The sequence below is a fragment of the Psychrobacter sp. M17(2026) genome (genome assembly GCF_055699815.1).
This window is the reverse complement of record NZ_CM146741.1, coordinates 2708441-2725892: the sequence shown is the minus strand read 5'-3', so window position 1 is coordinate 2725892 and position 17452 is coordinate 2708441. Positions and strand designations below refer to the sequence as shown.

Below are 17452 nucleotides of genomic sequence, written 5' to 3'. Positions count from 1 at the left end.
TAATTGATCTAGCTTTTATTTAGACAGGTAACGTCTTTTATCTTTTAATAGGTAAAAGGCGTTATTTTTTGGTTAAGTGACAACTAAAAAGTAGTTGTATACCCTAATATTTTTATTTATCTTAATGACAAAAAGAGTACTTTTACGTGAAAACGACTGTTTGGAAACAATTGACGGCACCCCTTTTTGAGCCTTATGCGCGTTATCAGCACGCCGATATATTACATGCGATACGTTTGGGTATTGCCATTGTACTGGCTCTCTTAGTCAATATTATTAGTGGCTTTCCTCATGGCGAGTGGACGACGATTACCGTTTTTATTATCTTGGGGTTGTTGCAATTTCAAGGTGCCATTTATACTAAGGCTAAAGAGCGAGTTTTAGGGACGCTGTTAGGCATCGTCGCTGCGATCGGCATTATAGGATTTAGTCGCAGCGTGGGTACGTGGCTATGGATAGACTTTGCCATTATAGGAATATTTAGTGGTATTATCGGTTATATGGCTATTAGAAATCTCGGTTATACGGGTTTATTGACTGGTATTACCATGCTGATGATTGTCTCGGAGTTGGGTCATAGTAGTATCGGGCAAGATGGTATGTACCGCGCTTTAAATATTCTATTAGGTACTGGGGTTGCGGTAGCAGCGACTTTGATTTTGCCACTGAAATCAACATTGATGTGGCGGTTCTTATTGGCGAGTAATCTTGAGTCTTGTAGTCATCTCTATGCTGGAGTAGGTGATCATATTGATAGTGCTGATGAAGAGGTTGATGACTCGGTACAGAACATGAATCCAGTTGCTTTTACGGTCAGTGGTATACCTGTCGATAAAACGTTGGTCACGGAGTTGCAGCAGATCAACAAGCGACTCTTAGCCGTACGTCCACATATTGCGGCAACTGCGAGTGAATCTGGCATAAAAAAGGAGAAGCTTGAAACCATTCAGCGCATGCATCGCAATATTATTGGCACGATCGACTTGCTACTCACTGCGGCACCACGTTTGGCTAATATTAGCATTGATGACGACAATCATGTATTGCTTATGCATTATCAACACGAGCTAACGCAAGCGATGCAACATATCGCTGCTGTATTACGTAGCCCAAATGACGAAGTATTTCGTCCTATTACACGTATTGCCGTCTCAGAATACCCTAGCGTGCAACAATTAGCTTTTGAGTGGCAAGGTTACTTTTGGTTGACTCAAACGTTGCAAACACAGCTACAACAGCTGAGTGACTTATTACAGATGACTAAACCCAAGTGGTTTGCATCGTCTGGTATTAGCTATCAGCGCCGTGAGCAGCGCCGTATTAAAGAGCAAGGCCATGAGACAGATTTGCATCTATAAGGCTCTTCTACTGATAACGGATTAAGCATAAAAAACGCCAACCATAAACGGTTAGCGTTTTTTGATATTTACTTTCTATTGATTGCCAATATTAAAGCTTAGCGTCCCGTTTTTAGCATATCCCAATACTGTTGATACACTTGCAACGCTTCGTCGCCAACATCTTCTTGGAACTCGGCTTTGGCTAAAGTCTCTTTACTGGGGTAAATAGTAGCGTTGTTACGCACTTCATCGGTCATCAGCTCACGTGCCGCTATATTCGGTGATGCATAGCCAATCTCTTCACTAACGATTTTGGCATTCTCAGGCTGCAACAGATAGTTGATAAACTGATGTGCCGCATCGACGTTTTTGGCGTTCTTAGGAATTACAAAGTTGTCCATCCACAGTATCGCGCCCTCGCTAGGGTATTTATAAACTAAGCTGGTTAAGCCCTCATCATTTGCCATGACTGCCTCGCCATTCCATGTCATACCGACATTGGTTTCGCCTTCGATATAGGGAATACGCGTGGCATCTGAGTTAAAGGTTTTGACATTCGGCATTAAGGTAGTGAGCTTGTCATAAGCGGCTTTGATCTCGTCAGGGTTAGTGCTGTTACCTGAGTAGCCAAGGGTTAAGAGCGCCATGCCGAATACTTCACGCATATCATTCATCAGCATGACCTGATTTTTATATTCAGGCCGCCACAGATCATTCCAACTATTCACGGTAGCAGGATCAACTTCATCCCCATTAATAGCTAAGCCCGTACTGCCCCACATATAGGGGATAGAGTATTTATTTTCAGGATCGACTTTAGTATTGGTAAATGAGGTGTCTAGATTCTTAAAATTACTCAGTTTAGATTTATCTAATTCTTGTAAAAGATCCTCTTTCGCCATCTTTTCGACATAATAAGTCGAGGGAATAGCAAGATCATACTGGCTCGAATCATCCAATAATTTGAGCTTGGCATACATCGCTTCGTTAGAATCAAAGGTCGTGTAATTAACCGATATTCCTGTCTTATCCTCAAAGCCATCAAGGATCTCTTGTGGCATATATTCAGACCAGTTATACAGATTGAGCGTGATATTACTATCCGCTGCGCCATCTGTCGCTGGATCACTAGAGTTGCTACAGCTAGCTAAACTTAAGCCAATAGCTGCACATATTAAGGCCTTGGGTAGCCTACGAGTCGTGGTGTCAGTAGAAAATAAGGTCAAAAAAGTTCTCCAAAATAAGACAAATCAATAAACTTATATCTTTATGGTCATTATCTAGCAACATTTAAAGGGTAAGAATCTTTATCTATGTATCGTCGATTTATTTCGAAACTATCAATCATGCTATGATTGGCGCTGTTTTATATTATAAATTATAAGCATAAGCTATTCACAACTATAATTAAGGACAATTATAATGAGTAAGACTCAAGCTACTATTCCAGCATTATTAACCGATAAAGTCGTCATCGTGACAGGCGCAAGCCGTGGCCTCGGCGCCCAAATCGCTACGCAAATGGCGGCAGCAGGTGCAAGTGTTTGCGTCAATTATCTCAATAGTGAAGCTGCTGCGAACAAGATAGTCGCTGATATAGAGAAAGCTGGCGGGCAAGCTTTTGCTTATTGTGGTGATGTGTCTGATTTAACTCAAATGCAGGCGATGGCAGCGGAAGTGATCAAGCGTTTTGGACGCATTGATGTGTTAGTGAATAATGCCTTGCCAAGTTATCAGTTCGATCCAAGCGCAGACTACACTAGCATTGAAACCGTTCAATGGACGCACTTCTCGCAGCAGATTGACGGCATTGTCAAAGGCGCAGTAAATACCGTTCAAGCGGTATTGCCGCAAATGAAAACCCAGAAAATGGGCAAGATTATCAATATCTCAACCAATCTCGTTTATAACCCAGTGGTCACTTATTACGACTATACCACCGCCAAATCTGCACTGATTGGTCTAACCCGTAATTTGGCGAGCGAGCTTGGGCAATACGGTATTCGCGTGAATCTGTTAGCAGGTGGACTGCTCAAGACGACGGACGCTAGTAGCTTAACGACCGAAGAGGTGTTTAATTACATTGCGACAACCACGCCACTACGTCAAGCGACTTTGGTTGCCGACTTTGCCAATTCCGTATTGCTGATGGCGTCAGATTTAAGTGCGGCCATTACGGGTCAGTCTATCGCGGTTGACGGTGGTTTGACCATGCCGTAGCAGCTATATAAGAAGATAGTTTTAGAAAAAAAATATTAAAGAGAAGATATGAGTAATCGTAAAATCGCGGGCATTATTACAGCTGCCATAGGGCTATGCGCTATCATGGTGTTTTTTAACACAGGCATGGATACCTCACTATTAAGCTGGCCGCTGGAGACCTATCTTGGTGTGGCGTTTACCATGGGCTGGCTGACCAATATGCCAGCGTGGCTTACTTGCTGGCCGCTTTGCTATTTATTTTGATTGCTGTAGGTCTGTATAAACTTGGCAGTTGGATCTATGATTTGGTAACGGAGCGCAGGTAAAGCGTCTTAACCTTTCAGTATTATTATCAATAGTGTAAAGCTACTATCCATTAGATAAACCTCAGTGACGCGCTTATTTTAAAGACCTATATTTATATAGGTCTTTACTTTTATAGCTTAGTTGCCTTCGCATCGGTTAGACCAATATTGTTTATTACTAATTGTTTCTATATTCCATAAAAATAGTTTGTTTTTATTTAAAAATTATGATTAAATTCGAAATTTTGTTCAGAGCTTAGAATTCTACTAAGTTCTGATAATAGTCAAACATCGGATAGGGATTATGATTTATGCAAGGAAATGGCTCACCAAATGGTAGTTCATCCAACAATAATTTTGAAGTAGAAGCTAAAAGCTCACGTATGCAGCGTTTTTTGAAGGGCGTTGAGTGGCTAGGTAATTTATTGCCACATCCTGTGATTTTATTCGTATGGATGTCGGTGCTTTTATTGGTGTTATCAGCCTTATTCTCATACTTGGGTGTCTCAGTCATTGATCCACGACCCGAGGGTGCAAAAGGACGTAGCGAAGATGGTGTTATTCAGGTTGTAAACCTGTTGAACGGCGAGGGGCTGGCACGCATCGTTGAAAACTTAGTGACCAACTTCACAGGATTTGTGCCTTTAGGTACGGTGCTAGTGGCGCTACTGGGGGTCGGTATTGCAGAATACTCAGGCATGATTTCAGCCGCATTGCGCGGGCTAGTGTTAAACGCACCCAAAAAGATGGTGACGTTTACCATTGTCTTTGCCGGTATCATGTCGAATACCGCAGCGGAGCTTGGTTATGTGGTATTGATACCACTGGCGGGAGTTATATTTCATTCGCTTGGTAGACATCCACTAGCAGGTATCGCAGCAGCATTCGCTGGAGTATCGGGTGGCTATAGCGCTAATCTATTGCTAGGTACGGTCGATCCTTTATTATCAGGAATCACCCAAGAGGCGGCACGTATTATCGATCCTGCCTATACCGTTGGTGCAGAAGCCAACTGGTACTTTATGGTCGTAAGTACGGTGCTAATCAGTGCTCTGGGTTATTTTGTGACTGAGAAAATCGTTGAGCCAAGCTTAGGGGAATACAACCCAAATGACGCTGACGATCCTTCTATACTAGAGACGAAAGCTGAACATGTCAGCGCGATTGAGAAAAAAGGTCTAGTATGGGCAGGCGTCAGCATGCTGGTGTTCTGCTTATTGCTCGCGTGGACAGTTGTACCCGCTGATGGGGTATTGCGTAATGCCGAAACAGGGCTAGTCTCAGGGTCACCCTTCTTGAATGGTATAGTTGTCTTTATCTTTGTATTTTTTGCGATACCAGGTTATATCTACGGCAAAATCACTGGCAGCATAAAAAGTAATCAAGACGTTGTTGATGCGATGAGCAATGCAATGAGCTCACTCAGTATCTATATTGTCTTAGTGTTCTTTGCCGCGCAGTTTACTGCATTTTTCAACTGGTCAAACCTTGGCTCAGTGATGGCCGTAGCAGGCGCAACTTTCCTCAATGATATTGGTCTGACAGGACCATTCTTATTAGTTGGATTTATCTTAATCTGTGCAATGGTCAACTTAATGCTCGGCTCAGCCTCTGCTCAGTGGGCTATTACTGCGCCGATATTCGTCCCTATGCTGATGCTCACAGGCTATGCCCCTGAAATGATCCAAGCGGCATATCGTATCGGTGATTCGACCACTAACATCATTACGCCTATGATGAGCTATTTTGGTCTGATTATGGCAGTAGCTATTCGCTACAAAAAGAACACGGGTGTCGGCACACTGATGGCGATGATGTTGCCGTATTCTATTGCGTTTTTGATTGGTTGGGTTATATTATTCTGCGTTTGGGTATTTGTATTTGGTCTGCCTGTCGGGCCAGGTTCTGAGACCTTTTATCCTGCAAGATAACTTCTAAAATTATCTTGATAAATAATAGCCCTTGCCGAATATCAGCAAGGGCTATTGTTTATAGATTGGCGTTTAAAAGACTCAAAATCAAACCTTTTGCACTATCTGCAACTTATCCAGCACCTCCTGAATACCATATTCCTCAATCGTTCCCGTAACCAAGTCGGCGCGCTCTTTTAGGGCAGGTTGCGCGTCACCCATCGCCACTGCAAATCCTACTAAGTCAAACATCTCAAGATCATTCATGCCGTCACCAAATGCCATACAGTCATTAGCGTCTACATCATAATATTTGCAAACATCCGAGATTCCACGTGCTTTTGAGGCATCTACTGGCAAGATATCTGCGCCTACCGTATGCCAATGCACGAGCTTTAACTCGTCTTGCGCAAAGTTAACGTCCTGCATTTTATCGATTTGATTATTAAAGAATACCGAGCACTGATAGACAGTATTGGTTTTATAATAATCAGGGTCAAGAATTGAGTTAGGCGTGATTGAATTGTACTCACGTAAGCGCTCATTTTCAGCGGACCAAGCAATATGAGTTGCAGAGTCAAATTTATGAATGAGTTTGCTAGTCTGGCACAGCTGCACAATTTTGGAGGTTTGTGTGTCTGAAAGCGGATAGTGACTGATAATACCGTCTTTATTAAAGCTGTATTGCCCATTCATACAGATAATAGCGTCGAGTACGTCAGCATCAAGCAAAGCCAAAATATCAGGCGGCAGGATCGCTCTTGAACGTCCTGTAGAGATGATTAGCTTAATGTCACTGCTGGCTAATGCCTCTAGTGTCGCTTTATTATGCTCGGCAATAACGCCCTTACGACTTAAGGTATCATCAATATCAAAGAAGATAATTTTTGGCGTTGGTATTGGCGTTGATATCGCAGTATTTGTCGGCGCTCCACTGGACTTAAATTCGGTAAACATAATAATCCTATTATTTTTTATTAATACAAATACTACTATAGTTAGTCTCTATAGATAAGTGCATATAAGGTAATGTTTGCGGTTTAGCTTTATGCAGCACTTATTAACAGACAGTTGTATAGGGTGGGTTAGCGAAGCGTCATCTGACAAATAGTCTAGATAACAGTTAACATTGGCGGGTTACGTTTTATCTTCATTCTCTGCGAGAATATACTAAAACTAACCCACCCTACGAGAGTAAAATGATCGCTTTAGAAGCGCTTGCTAATCCTCTTTATCAAGCTTCGCCAAAAACTGCTCGGCATTATCTAAGTGCTCTTGCTGTTGCTCTTTATCCATTTTATCCCACATAGCGAGTAGCATACCGATGCGTGGATTTTTACTAAAGAACTCACGATGCACCTGCATAAATCGCCAAAACAACCCATCCCAAATCGCTGCCCACTCTAACAACTCACTTTTAGATTTGACCTGATAGTTACTCATTTTATTAATATAGTTACTACCACTGATATAGGGTTTGGTCGCGACCATCCCGCCATCGGCAAACTGACTCATGCCGTAAACGTTGGGCACCATCACCCAATCATAAGCATCGATAAACAGCTCCATGAACCATTGATAGACTTCATCAGGGTCAAATTCACACAGCAGCATAAAGTTGCCAAATATCATCAGCCGCTCGATATGATGCGCGTAACCTATTTTAAGCACTTTTTTAATGGTGTCATCGATAGGCACGATGCCCGTATCACCGGTATAAAAGCTCTTGGGTATCTTGCGAGTAAAGCCCCAAAAGTTAGTACTACGCTGCTTGCGACCGACGGACTCATACAGCCCATACATAAACTCACGCCAACCGATAATCTGACGAATAAAACCTTCTAACGAGTTGATAGGGATATCGTACTCTTCGCTACACTCAAGCGTGCGCTCAATGACCTGTCGCGGGGTTAACAGGCCAGTGTTAAGCATTGGCGTCAGCAGACTATGATGCAAGATATGCTCGTCATCGACTATCGCATCTTCGTATTTACCAAAGTCTTTAAAGCGCTTTGATAGAAAGTTCTCTAGCCACTGTTCTGCCTCATCATGAGTGGTCGGATAACGAAAATCTGAATTTATCTCACCATAGTGCTTGCTAAAATTATCCTCAACATAATCTATTGCCTCTTCATAATGCTCACTTAATTCAGGAAAAGTTACATCGGGTGGCGTCTGTTTACGGGGGTACTTTTTACGATTATCCTCATCGAATGACCATTTTCCACCGATAGGTTCATCTTCGTCATCAACCAGTATCTTTTCACGCTTGCGTTGCTCGATATAAAAGTCATGATGGAACAAACGGTTATCGCGAAAGAAGTCGCAATAGACGGGTAGAGGATTGAGAAACATCGGTGTAGGAGAGACATCAAAGTCGATATCCGCGTCTAATATGGTTTGTTGAATATGCATCCGTAGCCAGTCATCGACCACATCAATACAGTATATTTTTTCAATAGCTTCATCATTGTCAGGCTCATTTTTATGACTTATAAAGCTAGCAATTAGCTGACGGCAGTCGCTATGCTCATGAGTGGAGTCTATATAAGTGACGCTTTTACCTGCATCAATCAGCGTCTGCTCATAAACTTTCATACTGGCACGATGTAGCACTAGCTTTTGTTTATGAAAAGGAAATTGGGTGAAGTATAAATCTTCTTCAATCAGGTAGCAGTTATCTTGCCAAAGTGAGGTATCAGCAAACAGCTGGTGCGGGAATATTAGGCTGATTTTTTTACTCATAAGATACCCCTAATGTATTCGACACATTCTAGTATAAGTGAGGTTATGAGACCTATCTTAATAATTTACAAAAAGCTATGAATATCTTAAAGATTACTCTTTATTATAAAGCTATTGTTGATTATCGACATCAATTAGCCAAACGAAATTTATGCTTGTATTTTTATTAATCTGTTAAGGGAACAAACATGAAAATCTTCACTTTCAAAAAGCTGATGACGTTGACAGCGCTGGCATTATCTACGAGCACCTTTGCCATGGATGTCGAGTTCAACGATGAGATGTGGAACGCTGAGGCTATACCTGAAGGCCAACAGTGTCTCAACTTTGGTGGTAAGAATCCGGCCACACCGAGTATGACAGTGTCCAACATTCCAGCAGGCGCAGACAGTCTAGTATTCGTCTATAACGATGTGAGTAATAAGCGTATGCAACAAGGTGGGCATGGCATTGTCAGCTACGCGCTATCAGAGGGCATGGGTCGTGCTGATATACCGCGCGTATTCGGACATACTTATGAAGTGCCGGTCGGGATTGAGATGATAGCAGAGTACCGTAGCCGTGCAGGCGAGACAGCAGGCGCATATAAGCCACCCTGTTCAGGTGGCAAAAATCATCTGTATACAGTAGATGTACAAGCATGGCAGGGCGATACGATACTTGCTGAAACTAGTGTTGAAATGGGTCGATATTGATCGTTTAGATATTTTGATTTTCGTATAAAAACCGTCTATGCAGTATGTATAAATGGCTTTTTAGTAAAAGTAAGTGAGGTTTGCGACATCTGATTTACGAGTAAACATGGGTCAGTCGCATGTTAGAGCTGAGACAGTATTATAGGAAAATACAGATTAGACCTGTCAATTATTAGAATAATGATATCGAAGTAACTGTATCGACTTTTATAGTACAATTGTACTCCGAGAAGTATCGGTATCCTATCTCATCAAAATTTTAATCTGTATTTCTAGAAACAATAATGCTAGCTGACAAAAAATTATTAAGAAACGAAATGTTATTGATTATACTTCACCTCAAAGTATATTCTAAATTAGATCAGATTTTTACAAATAAGGTTTCTTATGAATACAACAACGAGCCAACCTGCATACAATAGAAAAATGCATGGCGAGCATATTCTTATCAACATGACATACATTGCCAAAAATGTCGATCTAGATTCGGGAATCGAGCTAACACGTGCACTCGAGTATTGGCGAAAATATTTTGAAGAAAACGATATAGTTTCAATTTTAGTCATTAGTGAAAGTTATTTTGTTCAGAGTTTTCAAGGAACAAGACCTGCTATCAATACTGCATTAGAAAAAATACTTGACGAACATTCAACCATTTTTCCTAATATTGTCAATATAGAGGAAATAGAATCCCGTCAATGGAATGGATTTTTAATCAAACATCTAACGTCAAGCGCTGAGGATGAAGAATACACGCTAAAAAGCTTCTCAGCAGGTCTTGACTATAACCCCTATCTGATGAAAAGTACTCAGATTACAAGCTTTCTAAAAGCAATCTTTGAGGATAGGATATCTACCAAATTTTAACGCTATTATCTGTTTACTATAAGGGTAAGCTCTTTCAAAGTTGACATATGAATTAGCGCCACATAAATTATATCCATCGCAACGCGGTCAAACATGGTTATGTAGCATGTCCTATCGATTGGCTATATTCGACGTTTTGAAAGTGTGTTGCAGAAGATATTTATTCGTTTGATTGGGATGGGGCGGGTGTTGATGAGTTTGCAGTGGAATATGATTGATGTTCAATTTGAGGATTAGCTTTTTAGCATAGTTTGCTGGGCTAAAAGCCCAGCCTACGGTCGCTAATTATTTTACCAATCTGTTACGTTATAACCATATCTTTTAGCTGCATCTATAGAATCACTATCGAAATTGTGGCACGCCTTTAGATAGAGAGTTGCATCAGCATAAAGGACACCAGGTACTCCATCTTGGTTAATAGGTATAACAGTAGTTTGATCACCATTTTGTACACTAGGTTGCTTAAGGGAACACGTGATATAGAGGTCGTGGAAGTTGTGATTCCAAATTATCTTTTTTGAATCCCACTCACTTTGACCCCCTACTACCTTTAACTTTATTATTCTATAATTAGGTTTGCTAGTTAAAAGTTCGAAGTCCATGACCTTTACTACACTACAAGGATCATGATAGCAAGATTGAGAAATAGCATTTTTTTGTATTCCTGTGTGATTGAAATTAGCTGCATTGGCGTTAAAAGACAGTAAAAATATAAAAGCCCCTAAAAACTTTATTAATAATGTCATTGATCTTATCCTATAAAATTATTTGTAATCGAATAAAGATTTAATTAATAAAACTACTTATTTAAAAGAACCTGACAAGTATAAACTAAACTTACAGCCTAATGCTCAGTAGTCGTGGGCTGGAATTTTACCCCAGCTGTTTAAAACTCAATAACCCTAATCCGCAACCTCAACACTCGTCACATTCTGAAAGCCTCTTGGCAACTGACCACCACGATTACCACGCGTACCCGTATAGTTCGCTAAATCCATCGGCTTCAACGTCACATGACGCTTACCCGCAGTAATAATTAAGCTATCTTGCTTACTCAGTGGCGTGATTGCTAATACCTCTTCATCACCTTTTAGGGTTATCATTTTATTACCTTTACCACGGGCTTGTTCAGGCAAATCATCGAGCGCAAATATTAATAGATACCCTGCATTGGTCACGACAGCGAGGTGATCAGGAAGAGCGGTTATAGCGCTATCATTGCTGCTATTAGCCTCAATACGCGCGACAGGAAGCAGACGACTATCAGTAGCTAAGTTAATAATATTCTTACCTGCTTTTTGATTGCTATCGAGATTACCAATAGTATTAATAAAGCCGTAGCCTTGTGAGCTGGCGAGAATAATACGCTGATCGTTATCACCGGTTAATAGCTGCTCAAAGTGCGCGCCAGCTGGTGGCTTAAGTACGCTAGTGAGTGGATCGCCTTGACCGCGCGCCGAGGCTAAATTATGCGCGTCGATACTATAGCTACGACCTGTACTATCGAGGACGTAGATTTTTTCGTTAGATTTACCGCGCACGTAGGCTTGATAGCCATCCCCTGAGCGATAACTCATGGTTGTCGCATCGACTTCATGGCCTTTTGCAGCGCGTATCCAACCTGCTTTTGATAATACCGCAGTGATCGGCTCGCTCGGTACTAGATCGGACTCTTTGAGCGCTTGTGCTTCTTCGCGCTCGGCTAGTGGCGACATACGATTATCACCGTGCGCTTTCATATCTTCGGTCAGCTCATCAATGATTAGACCTGTTAGACTTTCAGGATTATCGAGGTATTCCTGCAATGTGGCGCGCTCTGCGATTAGCTCATCTTGCTCACGACGTAGCTCAAACTCTTCTAATTTTGCTAATTGACGCAGACGAATATCAAGGATGGCATTGGCTTGGATCTCGCTGAGATCATAGCCTGTCATCAACGCCAGCTTTGGATCGTCTTCCTCACGAATGATACGAATGACTTCATCGATATTTAGATAAGCGATTAATAGTCCTGCTAGGATATGCAAGCGCTTATCAATTTTATCGAGGCGATATTCTAAGCGACGCGTGACCACTGAGCGGCGACTGACTAACCATTCGGCTAAGATTTCTTTAAGGTTTTTAACTTGCGGCTTACCATTTAGGCCAATCACATTCATATTGACACGGTAATTGCTCTCAAGCTCAGTACTGGCAAACAGATGGCTCATGACTCGTGCCACATCAACGCGGGTAGATTTCAACTCGAGCACAATACGGCAAGGGTTTTCGTGGTCGGACTCATCATGAATATCAACGACCCAAGGCAGTTTTTTATCCGTCATGAGTTTGGCGATTTGCTCTTGAATCTTATTACCTGAGACTTGATAGGGTAGCGCGTCGATGATGACAAGATTTTTTTCTTTAGGATCAATATGGAAAGTCGCGCGCATTTTATAGCTGCCGCGTCCACTCTCATACAGCGCTTGTAGATCTTTTTTACTAGTAATAATCTCAGCCGAAGTTGGTAGATCAGGCGCTGGTATCGATTGAGTTAATTGCTTAACCGATAGCTCAGGGTTTTTGAGCAGACGAATAGCAGCGCGTACCACTTCATTAAGATTATGCGGTGGAATATCGGTTGCCATCCCAACCGCGATACCTGTCGTACCGTTCAATAAAATATTAGGCAAGCGCGCAGGCAAGGTCGTTGGCTCTTGCATAGTGCCGTCAAAGTTATCTTGCCAATCGACCGTGCCTTGACCGAGTTCCGCTAGTAAAGTATTGGCATAAGCCGACATTTTGGCTTCGGTATAGCGCATCGCGGCAAAGGATTTAGGATCATCAGGGCTACCCCAATTCCCTTGGCCAAATATCAGTGGATACCGATAGCTGAACGGCTGTGCCATGAGTACCATCGCCTCATAGCAAGCGCTGTCACCATGTGGGTGATATTTACCCAACACGTCACCGACCGTACGCGCGGACTTTTTGGGCTTACTTGATGACTTAAGACCCAGCTCGCTCATCGCATAAATAATGCGCCGCTGTACAGGTTTTAGACCATCGGCAATGTTGGGCAGTGCACGATCCATGATCACGTACATGGCATAGTTGAGGTAGGCTTGCTCAGTAAATTCGGCGACCGAGCGCGTATCTAGCGCATCGTTGTCTGGAATCACGTTATCGATAATATCAGGCATAAAATAGGTTTCGCTTTTATAGTTTTGATTTTGATAAGAGATTTTAATTTGCTATATATTATAAGGGCGGTTTGCAGATAAGTACCTTATAAGAGGCTTCTAAGTAATAATAAAGTAGTCCTATCTTAAAGCAAATGACAATAAGTAAAAAGGCAACTGAGATAATAGACGACAAGCTATGACGTGGTGTTTATAATTTTAGCCATAATTTTATAGATAGCTTTTAAACAATGAGTTAAGTAGTATTAATAAAAGATTTTACTTATTTTAGTCAAAATAAATCACTACTCATTATAATTTATAAGGATATTACCTATGTCAGTATCTACATTGCGTCTCCGTAAATATAAATTAGCAAAAAACGCACTGTTAGTAAGTGCGATAGCGTTTAGCTTGACAGCTTGTAGTACACAACAAAGGAGTGAGCCACTAAGAGCTGAGCCGTCCAGCAGTACAGTAAATCAAAATTCGCCAGTAGTAGTGAGCCCTATGTCACAAGCAGATATGGCGTCATCAGCAAAGATGGCTAGCGCTGGTAATGCTGTTAGGATGTCACCCGGCGTCGTGCAGCCCAAAGATCGTGACAATTATCAAGATAATAAGCCAAATCCTGTCAATAAAACTAGTGAAATGGCAGTAGCGACTTTATCTATCGATACTGATACGGGCAGCTATGCCAATGTGCGACGCTATCTCAATGAAGGTCAGCTGCCGCCAGTCGATGCAGTACGCGTTGAGGAGATGCTGAACTACTTTAATTATCAATTCGACGATGGCAAACGTCTAGGTAATGCGCCTTTTATAGTAGCAACCGAAGTCGTCGACTCGCCATGGGATAGAGCCGATCAGGATAATAAAATCGTTAAAGTAGCGATAAAAGCAGTCGATCCAAAACAATATATAGCCGCTCCCCAGCTACCGCCAGCGAACTTGGTATTCTTGATTGATGTATCAGGCTCGATGTCCTCGCGCGATAAGCTGCCATTAGCACAGTCCTCGCTAAAGCTACTCACTCAGCAATTGCGAGCGCAAGATAGCGTCAGTATTGTGACTTATTCAGGTCGTACGAGTGTGGCTTTGCCTATGACTGGCGGCGATGAAAAGGCTAAAATTATAGCGGCTATCGATAGCTTGAATGCGGCAGGCTCTACCAATGGCGAAGATGCGCTAAAGCTGGCTTATAATCAGGCGGCGCAGTCGATGCAAAAGAACGGCATTAATCGTATTGTGATGCTGACTGATGGTGACTTCAATGTCGGTATTAGCGATGTCGATGAGATGCTTGATCTGGTCAAAGCCAATCGCGATCGCGGCATCTCATTATCGACGGTAGGCTTTGGTCGTGGCAATCTGAATGATTATATGATGGAGCAAATGGCAAATAATGGTAATGGTAATTATAGCTATATTGATAGTCTTACCGAATCCAAAAAAGTCTTTAACGATGAGCTGGCGTCCACTTTTAATACGGTTGCGAAAGACGTCAAAATCCAGCTTGAGTTCAATCCTGAAGTGATAAGTGAATGGCGCTTGATCGGCTATGAGAACCGTGTTTTGAGTGAGCAAGACTTCAATAATGATAAAGTCGATGCGGGTGAGCTTGGGGAAGGTAAAGCGGTGGTTGCGCTATTTGAAGTCACGCCGGTAGGGCAGGTAGGCCTATATAGCGAGCGCCGTTATGACAGTAACAAAGATAAAGCAAATAATAAAAACAATAACAAAGCCAACAGCAAAACTAATGAGCTTGGTTTCTTAAAACTACGTTATAAAGAACCTACAGGTGCTAGCTCTAAGCTTGTTAGCCAAGCTATTGTTAATAGTAGCCGAGATTTGAGCAAAGCCAACAGTGACACTCAGTTTGCAGTCGCAGTTGCAGGGTTCGGTCAGCGTCTTTCTAAAAGTCAATATATCAATGACTGGAACTACACTGATAGCGGTAAGCTGGCCAATACCAGTATCGCTCGCCAGCCAAGTAGCGATAAAGAAGGCTTGCGACGTAATTTTGTTAGCTTAACTGAACTGGCAAAAGCACTTGATAATAAAAATTAAACTATAACCAGATACAACCTATCTAAAATCGGTTTACTACGGTGCTATTACGATAAATATAGGCATAATAATCAAATAGTTAGTATACTTGGCGCTATTTAGTACGTAGTATTAAGTAACGCCCTACCGCTTTGATTCTATTTAAAGTATTGACCGCCAAGTCACCTTACAAACCCAAGTTGCCATCTTTTATATTGAGTAGTTTGTATAAAGTGTGTATGTTAAGCAACAAAGGGTTATTCAGCGTATATTATCACTAGGAGAAACAAGATTATGGACAATCAAACCACTGCAACTCGTAATAACGACCCCGTCTGGTTGAAGACTTACGAAGAATTAGGTATAACTTATAACATCGACATGCCAGCTAATAATACCTCGCTTATTGATATCTTCGAAAAAAGCTTTGCAGAACATGGTGACAAAACAGCGTTTATCTGCATGGACGCGAAAATTACCTTTCGTGAAGTGGACATTTATAGCCGTCAAATTGCTGCATACCTTCAGTCTTTGGGATTATCAAAGGGTGATAAAGTCGCCGTAATGATGCCAAACATTTTGCAATTGCCAGTGACGGTCATTGCTGTGTTGCGTGCAGGCTATACGCTAGTCAACGTCAATCCTTTGTATACCACTCACGAGCTTGAGCATCAATTAACGGATTCTGAAGCTAAAGTACTCATTATGGTTGAGAACTTTGCCAAAACTTATCAGGATATCGGGCGCAAAGTTGTCGATAAAGTCGTCATCACTGGCATGGGCGATATGATGGGTATGCTCAAAGGCTTTATGGTCAACGCAGTGGTTCGTCATGTCAAAAAAATGGTACCCGCCTATAATATTGATGGTAGTGCTACTTTTAAGTCGATGCTTAAGCACAGCGCTAGCAAATACAAGCGCCCAGATAACATTACTTTAAATGATATTGCTGTATTACAGTATACTGGCGGTACCACTGGTGTTGCCAAAGGCGCGATGCTCACGCACAAAAACTTAGTGGCTAATCTTATTCAATGTAATACCTTTTTGGGTAAAGCGTTTGATTCATTTGATCAAAAAGGTGAGCAGGCAGTCATCATTACAGCACTGCCTTTGTATCATATCTTCTCATTTACTATCTGTGGCATGTTCGGTCTATACCGTGGCTGTGTTGGTCTACTGATACCTAATCCACGTGATATGGATAGTTTGTTAAAAGCTTATAAAACGTATCCACCTGCCTTCTTCCCAGCCGTAAATACATTATTCAATGCCTTGGCTATCAATGAAGAATTTATCGGCATGGATCATAGTAAGCTAAAGGTCTCTATGGGCGGCGGTATGGCCGTTATGAGTACAACGGCTGAAAAATGGCGTCAAATTACAGGTAATGTCATCCTACAAGGTTATGGTTTATCTGAGACCTCGCCAGTTGCTACCGCTAATCCTATGAATACAACGACATTTAGTGGCACCATCGGTGTTCCTATGCCGCAAACAGATATCGCTATTTTAGATGATGATGGCAACGAAGTCGCTATCGGTGAGCGCGGTGAGATTAGTGTTCGTGGTCCACAGGTTATGAAAGGCTACTGGAAGCGTGCTGAGGCAACCGCTGAGGTCATGACTGATGATGGTTTCTTCAAAACAGGTGATATCGGTATCATGGCTGATGATGGTTATTTAACGATCGTCGACCGTAAGAAAAATATGATCTTAGTCTCAGGTTTTAACGTTTATCCTACTGAGGTTGAAGAGGTCATGTCAGCGCATCCAAAGATCATCGAATGTGGTGTTATCGGTTTACCAGATGACAAGAGTGGCGAGATTCCAAAGATATTTGTCGTTCGTCAAGACAGCAGCCTGACTGAGCAAGATGTTCTGAACTACAGTAAAGAGCACCTCACAGGCTACAAGCGTCCGCGTTATGTTGAGTTCATTGACGAGCTGCCTAAATCTAATGTCGGTAAAATCTTACACAAAGACCTGCGAGCTATGGAAGAAAAAAACAACGCTTAGTTTGTTATTGTTAACAGTAAGAAAATAAATGATAAGGTGGCTTAAGTGCTACTTTATCATTTTTTTATGCTGTGGTTTTAGGTCATAGCATCTTAGTAAGATGGATATCACCGCTATAGTTGTGAATAATCAAGCAGCCACTAATCAACAGAGTTGGCG

General features: G+C 41.8%; 13 protein-coding genes. 8 read left to right on the top strand and 5 right to left on the bottom strand.

All coding sequences use genetic code 11. The annotated features are described in order from the left end of the window. The first annotated feature begins 146 nt into the window (after positions 1-146). Positions 147-1358 carry an FUSC family protein gene (locus tag ACR63T_RS11585; RefSeq protein ID WP_472784088.1) on the top strand — a complete coding sequence of 404 codons (1212 nt, stop codon included), beginning with the start codon at positions 147-149 and terminating at the stop codon, positions 1356-1358. A 98-nt stretch (positions 1359-1456) separates the two neighbouring features. Here the strand turns inward: ACR63T_RS11585 and ACR63T_RS11580 are convergent, their stop codons facing one another. Beyond that, positions 1457-2566, bottom strand: coding sequence for an ABC transporter substrate-binding protein (locus tag ACR63T_RS11580; protein WP_305898913.1), 1110 nt, complete (start codon positions 2564-2566; stop codon positions 1457-1459). Between the two features lie 196 nt (positions 2567-2762). Between ACR63T_RS11580 and ACR63T_RS11575 the strand changes: the two genes are divergently transcribed. The 3 genes from ACR63T_RS11575 (at position 2763) to ACR63T_RS11565 (ending at position 5778) form a co-directional block, all read left to right on the top strand. Continuing rightward, positions 2763-3560, top strand: coding sequence for a 3-oxoacyl-ACP reductase (locus ACR63T_RS11575; RefSeq protein WP_472784087.1), 798 nt, complete (start codon positions 2763-2765; stop codon positions 3558-3560). 48 nt (positions 3561-3608) lie between these two features. Further along, positions 3609-3806, top strand: a complete 198-nt coding sequence (locus ACR63T_RS11570) for a hypothetical protein (RefSeq protein WP_227680268.1) — start codon at positions 3609-3611, stop codon at positions 3804-3806. 352 nt (positions 3807-4158) lie between these two features. Beyond that, complete coding sequence (locus tag ACR63T_RS11565; protein ID WP_201570186.1) at positions 4159-5778, top strand: AbgT family transporter; 1620 nt, start codon at positions 4159-4161, stop codon at positions 5776-5778. An 87-nt stretch (positions 5779-5865) separates the two neighbouring features. On the opposite strand, the gene ACR63T_RS11560 is transcribed toward ACR63T_RS11565, so the two are convergent. Both ACR63T_RS11560 and ACR63T_RS11555 read right to left on the bottom strand, forming a co-directional pair. Next, on the bottom strand, positions 5866-6714 hold the full coding sequence (locus ACR63T_RS11560; protein WP_201570185.1) for an HAD family hydrolase: 849 nt from the start codon (positions 6712-6714) through the stop codon (positions 5866-5868). A 264-nt stretch (positions 6715-6978) separates the two neighbouring features. Then, positions 6979-8502: a cryptochrome/photolyase family protein gene (locus ACR63T_RS11555; protein WP_472784086.1), complete on the bottom strand. Its 1524-nt coding sequence runs from the start codon at positions 8500-8502 to the stop codon at positions 6979-6981. A gap of 188 nt (positions 8503-8690) precedes the next feature. On the opposite strand from ACR63T_RS11555, the gene ACR63T_RS11550 reads away from it, so the two are divergent. Next, positions 8691-9197, top strand: coding sequence for a hypothetical protein (locus ACR63T_RS11550; protein WP_305898908.1), 507 nt, complete (start codon positions 8691-8693; stop codon positions 9195-9197). Positions 9198-9584: 387 nt separating this feature from the next. Next, the gene (locus ACR63T_RS11545; protein ID WP_472784085.1) at positions 9585-10064 is read left to right on the top strand and encodes a BLUF domain-containing protein; all 480 of its coding nucleotides are present in this window, start codon (positions 9585-9587) and stop codon (positions 10062-10064) included. 290 nt (positions 10065-10354) lie between these two features. On the opposite strand, the gene ACR63T_RS11540 is transcribed toward ACR63T_RS11545, so the two are convergent. Both ACR63T_RS11540 and parC read right to left on the bottom strand, forming a co-directional pair. Then, positions 10355-10810: a hypothetical protein gene (locus ACR63T_RS11540; protein WP_472784084.1), complete on the bottom strand. Its 456-nt coding sequence runs from the start codon at positions 10808-10810 to the stop codon at positions 10355-10357. Between the two features lie 156 nt (positions 10811-10966). Then, positions 10967-13246 carry a DNA topoisomerase IV subunit A gene (parC, locus tag ACR63T_RS11535; protein WP_472784083.1) on the bottom strand — a complete coding sequence of 760 codons (2280 nt, stop codon included), beginning with the start codon at positions 13244-13246 and terminating at the stop codon, positions 10967-10969. Between the two features lie 315 nt (positions 13247-13561). Here parC and ACR63T_RS11530 point away from each other — a divergent pair, with 315 nt between their 5' ends. Both ACR63T_RS11530 and ACR63T_RS11525 read left to right on the top strand, forming a co-directional pair. Continuing rightward, entirely contained in the window at positions 13562-15295 is a 1734-nt protein-coding gene (locus tag ACR63T_RS11530; protein WP_472784082.1) for a vWA domain-containing protein, read from the top strand. Between the two features lie 273 nt (positions 15296-15568). Further along, on the top strand, positions 15569-17293 hold the full coding sequence (locus ACR63T_RS11525; protein ID WP_305898903.1) for an AMP-binding protein: 1725 nt from the start codon (positions 15569-15571) through the stop codon (positions 17291-17293). The last annotated feature ends 159 nt before the right edge of the window (positions 17294-17452 follow it).

Bases quoted from the DNA above. Each gene is read 5' to 3' on its own strand.
- ACR63T_RS11575 (WP_472784087.1), top strand. From the start codon at position 2,763: ATGAGTAAGACTCAAGCTACTATTCCAGCATTATTAACCGATAAAGTC.
- ACR63T_RS11530 (WP_472784082.1), top strand. From the start codon at position 13,562: ATGTCAGTATCTACATTGCGTCTCCGTAAATATAAATTAGCAAAAAAC.
- ACR63T_RS11525 (WP_305898903.1), top strand. From the start codon at position 15,569: ATGGACAATCAAACCACTGCAACTCGTAATAACGACCCCGTCTGGTTG.
- ACR63T_RS11565 (WP_201570186.1), top strand. From the start codon at position 4,159: ATGCAAGGAAATGGCTCACCAAATGGTAGTTCATCCAACAATAATTTT.
- ACR63T_RS11545 (WP_472784085.1), top strand. From the start codon at position 9,585: ATGAATACAACAACGAGCCAACCTGCATACAATAGAAAAATGCATGGC.
- ACR63T_RS11560 (WP_201570185.1), bottom strand. From the start codon at position 6,714: ATGTTTACCGAATTTAAGTCCAGTGGAGCGCCGACAAATACTGCGATA.
- ACR63T_RS11540 (WP_472784084.1), bottom strand. From the start codon at position 10,810: ATGACATTATTAATAAAGTTTTTAGGGGCTTTTATATTTTTACTGTCT.
- ACR63T_RS11570 (WP_227680268.1), top strand. From the start codon at position 3,609: ATGAGTAATCGTAAAATCGCGGGCATTATTACAGCTGCCATAGGGCTA.
- ACR63T_RS11550 (WP_305898908.1), top strand. From the start codon at position 8,691: ATGAAAATCTTCACTTTCAAAAAGCTGATGACGTTGACAGCGCTGGCA.
- parC (WP_472784083.1), bottom strand. From the start codon at position 13,246: ATGCCTGATATTATCGATAACGTGATTCCAGACAACGATGCGCTAGAT.
- ACR63T_RS11555 (WP_472784086.1), bottom strand. From the start codon at position 8,502: ATGAGTAAAAAAATCAGCCTAATATTCCCGCACCAGCTGTTTGCTGAT.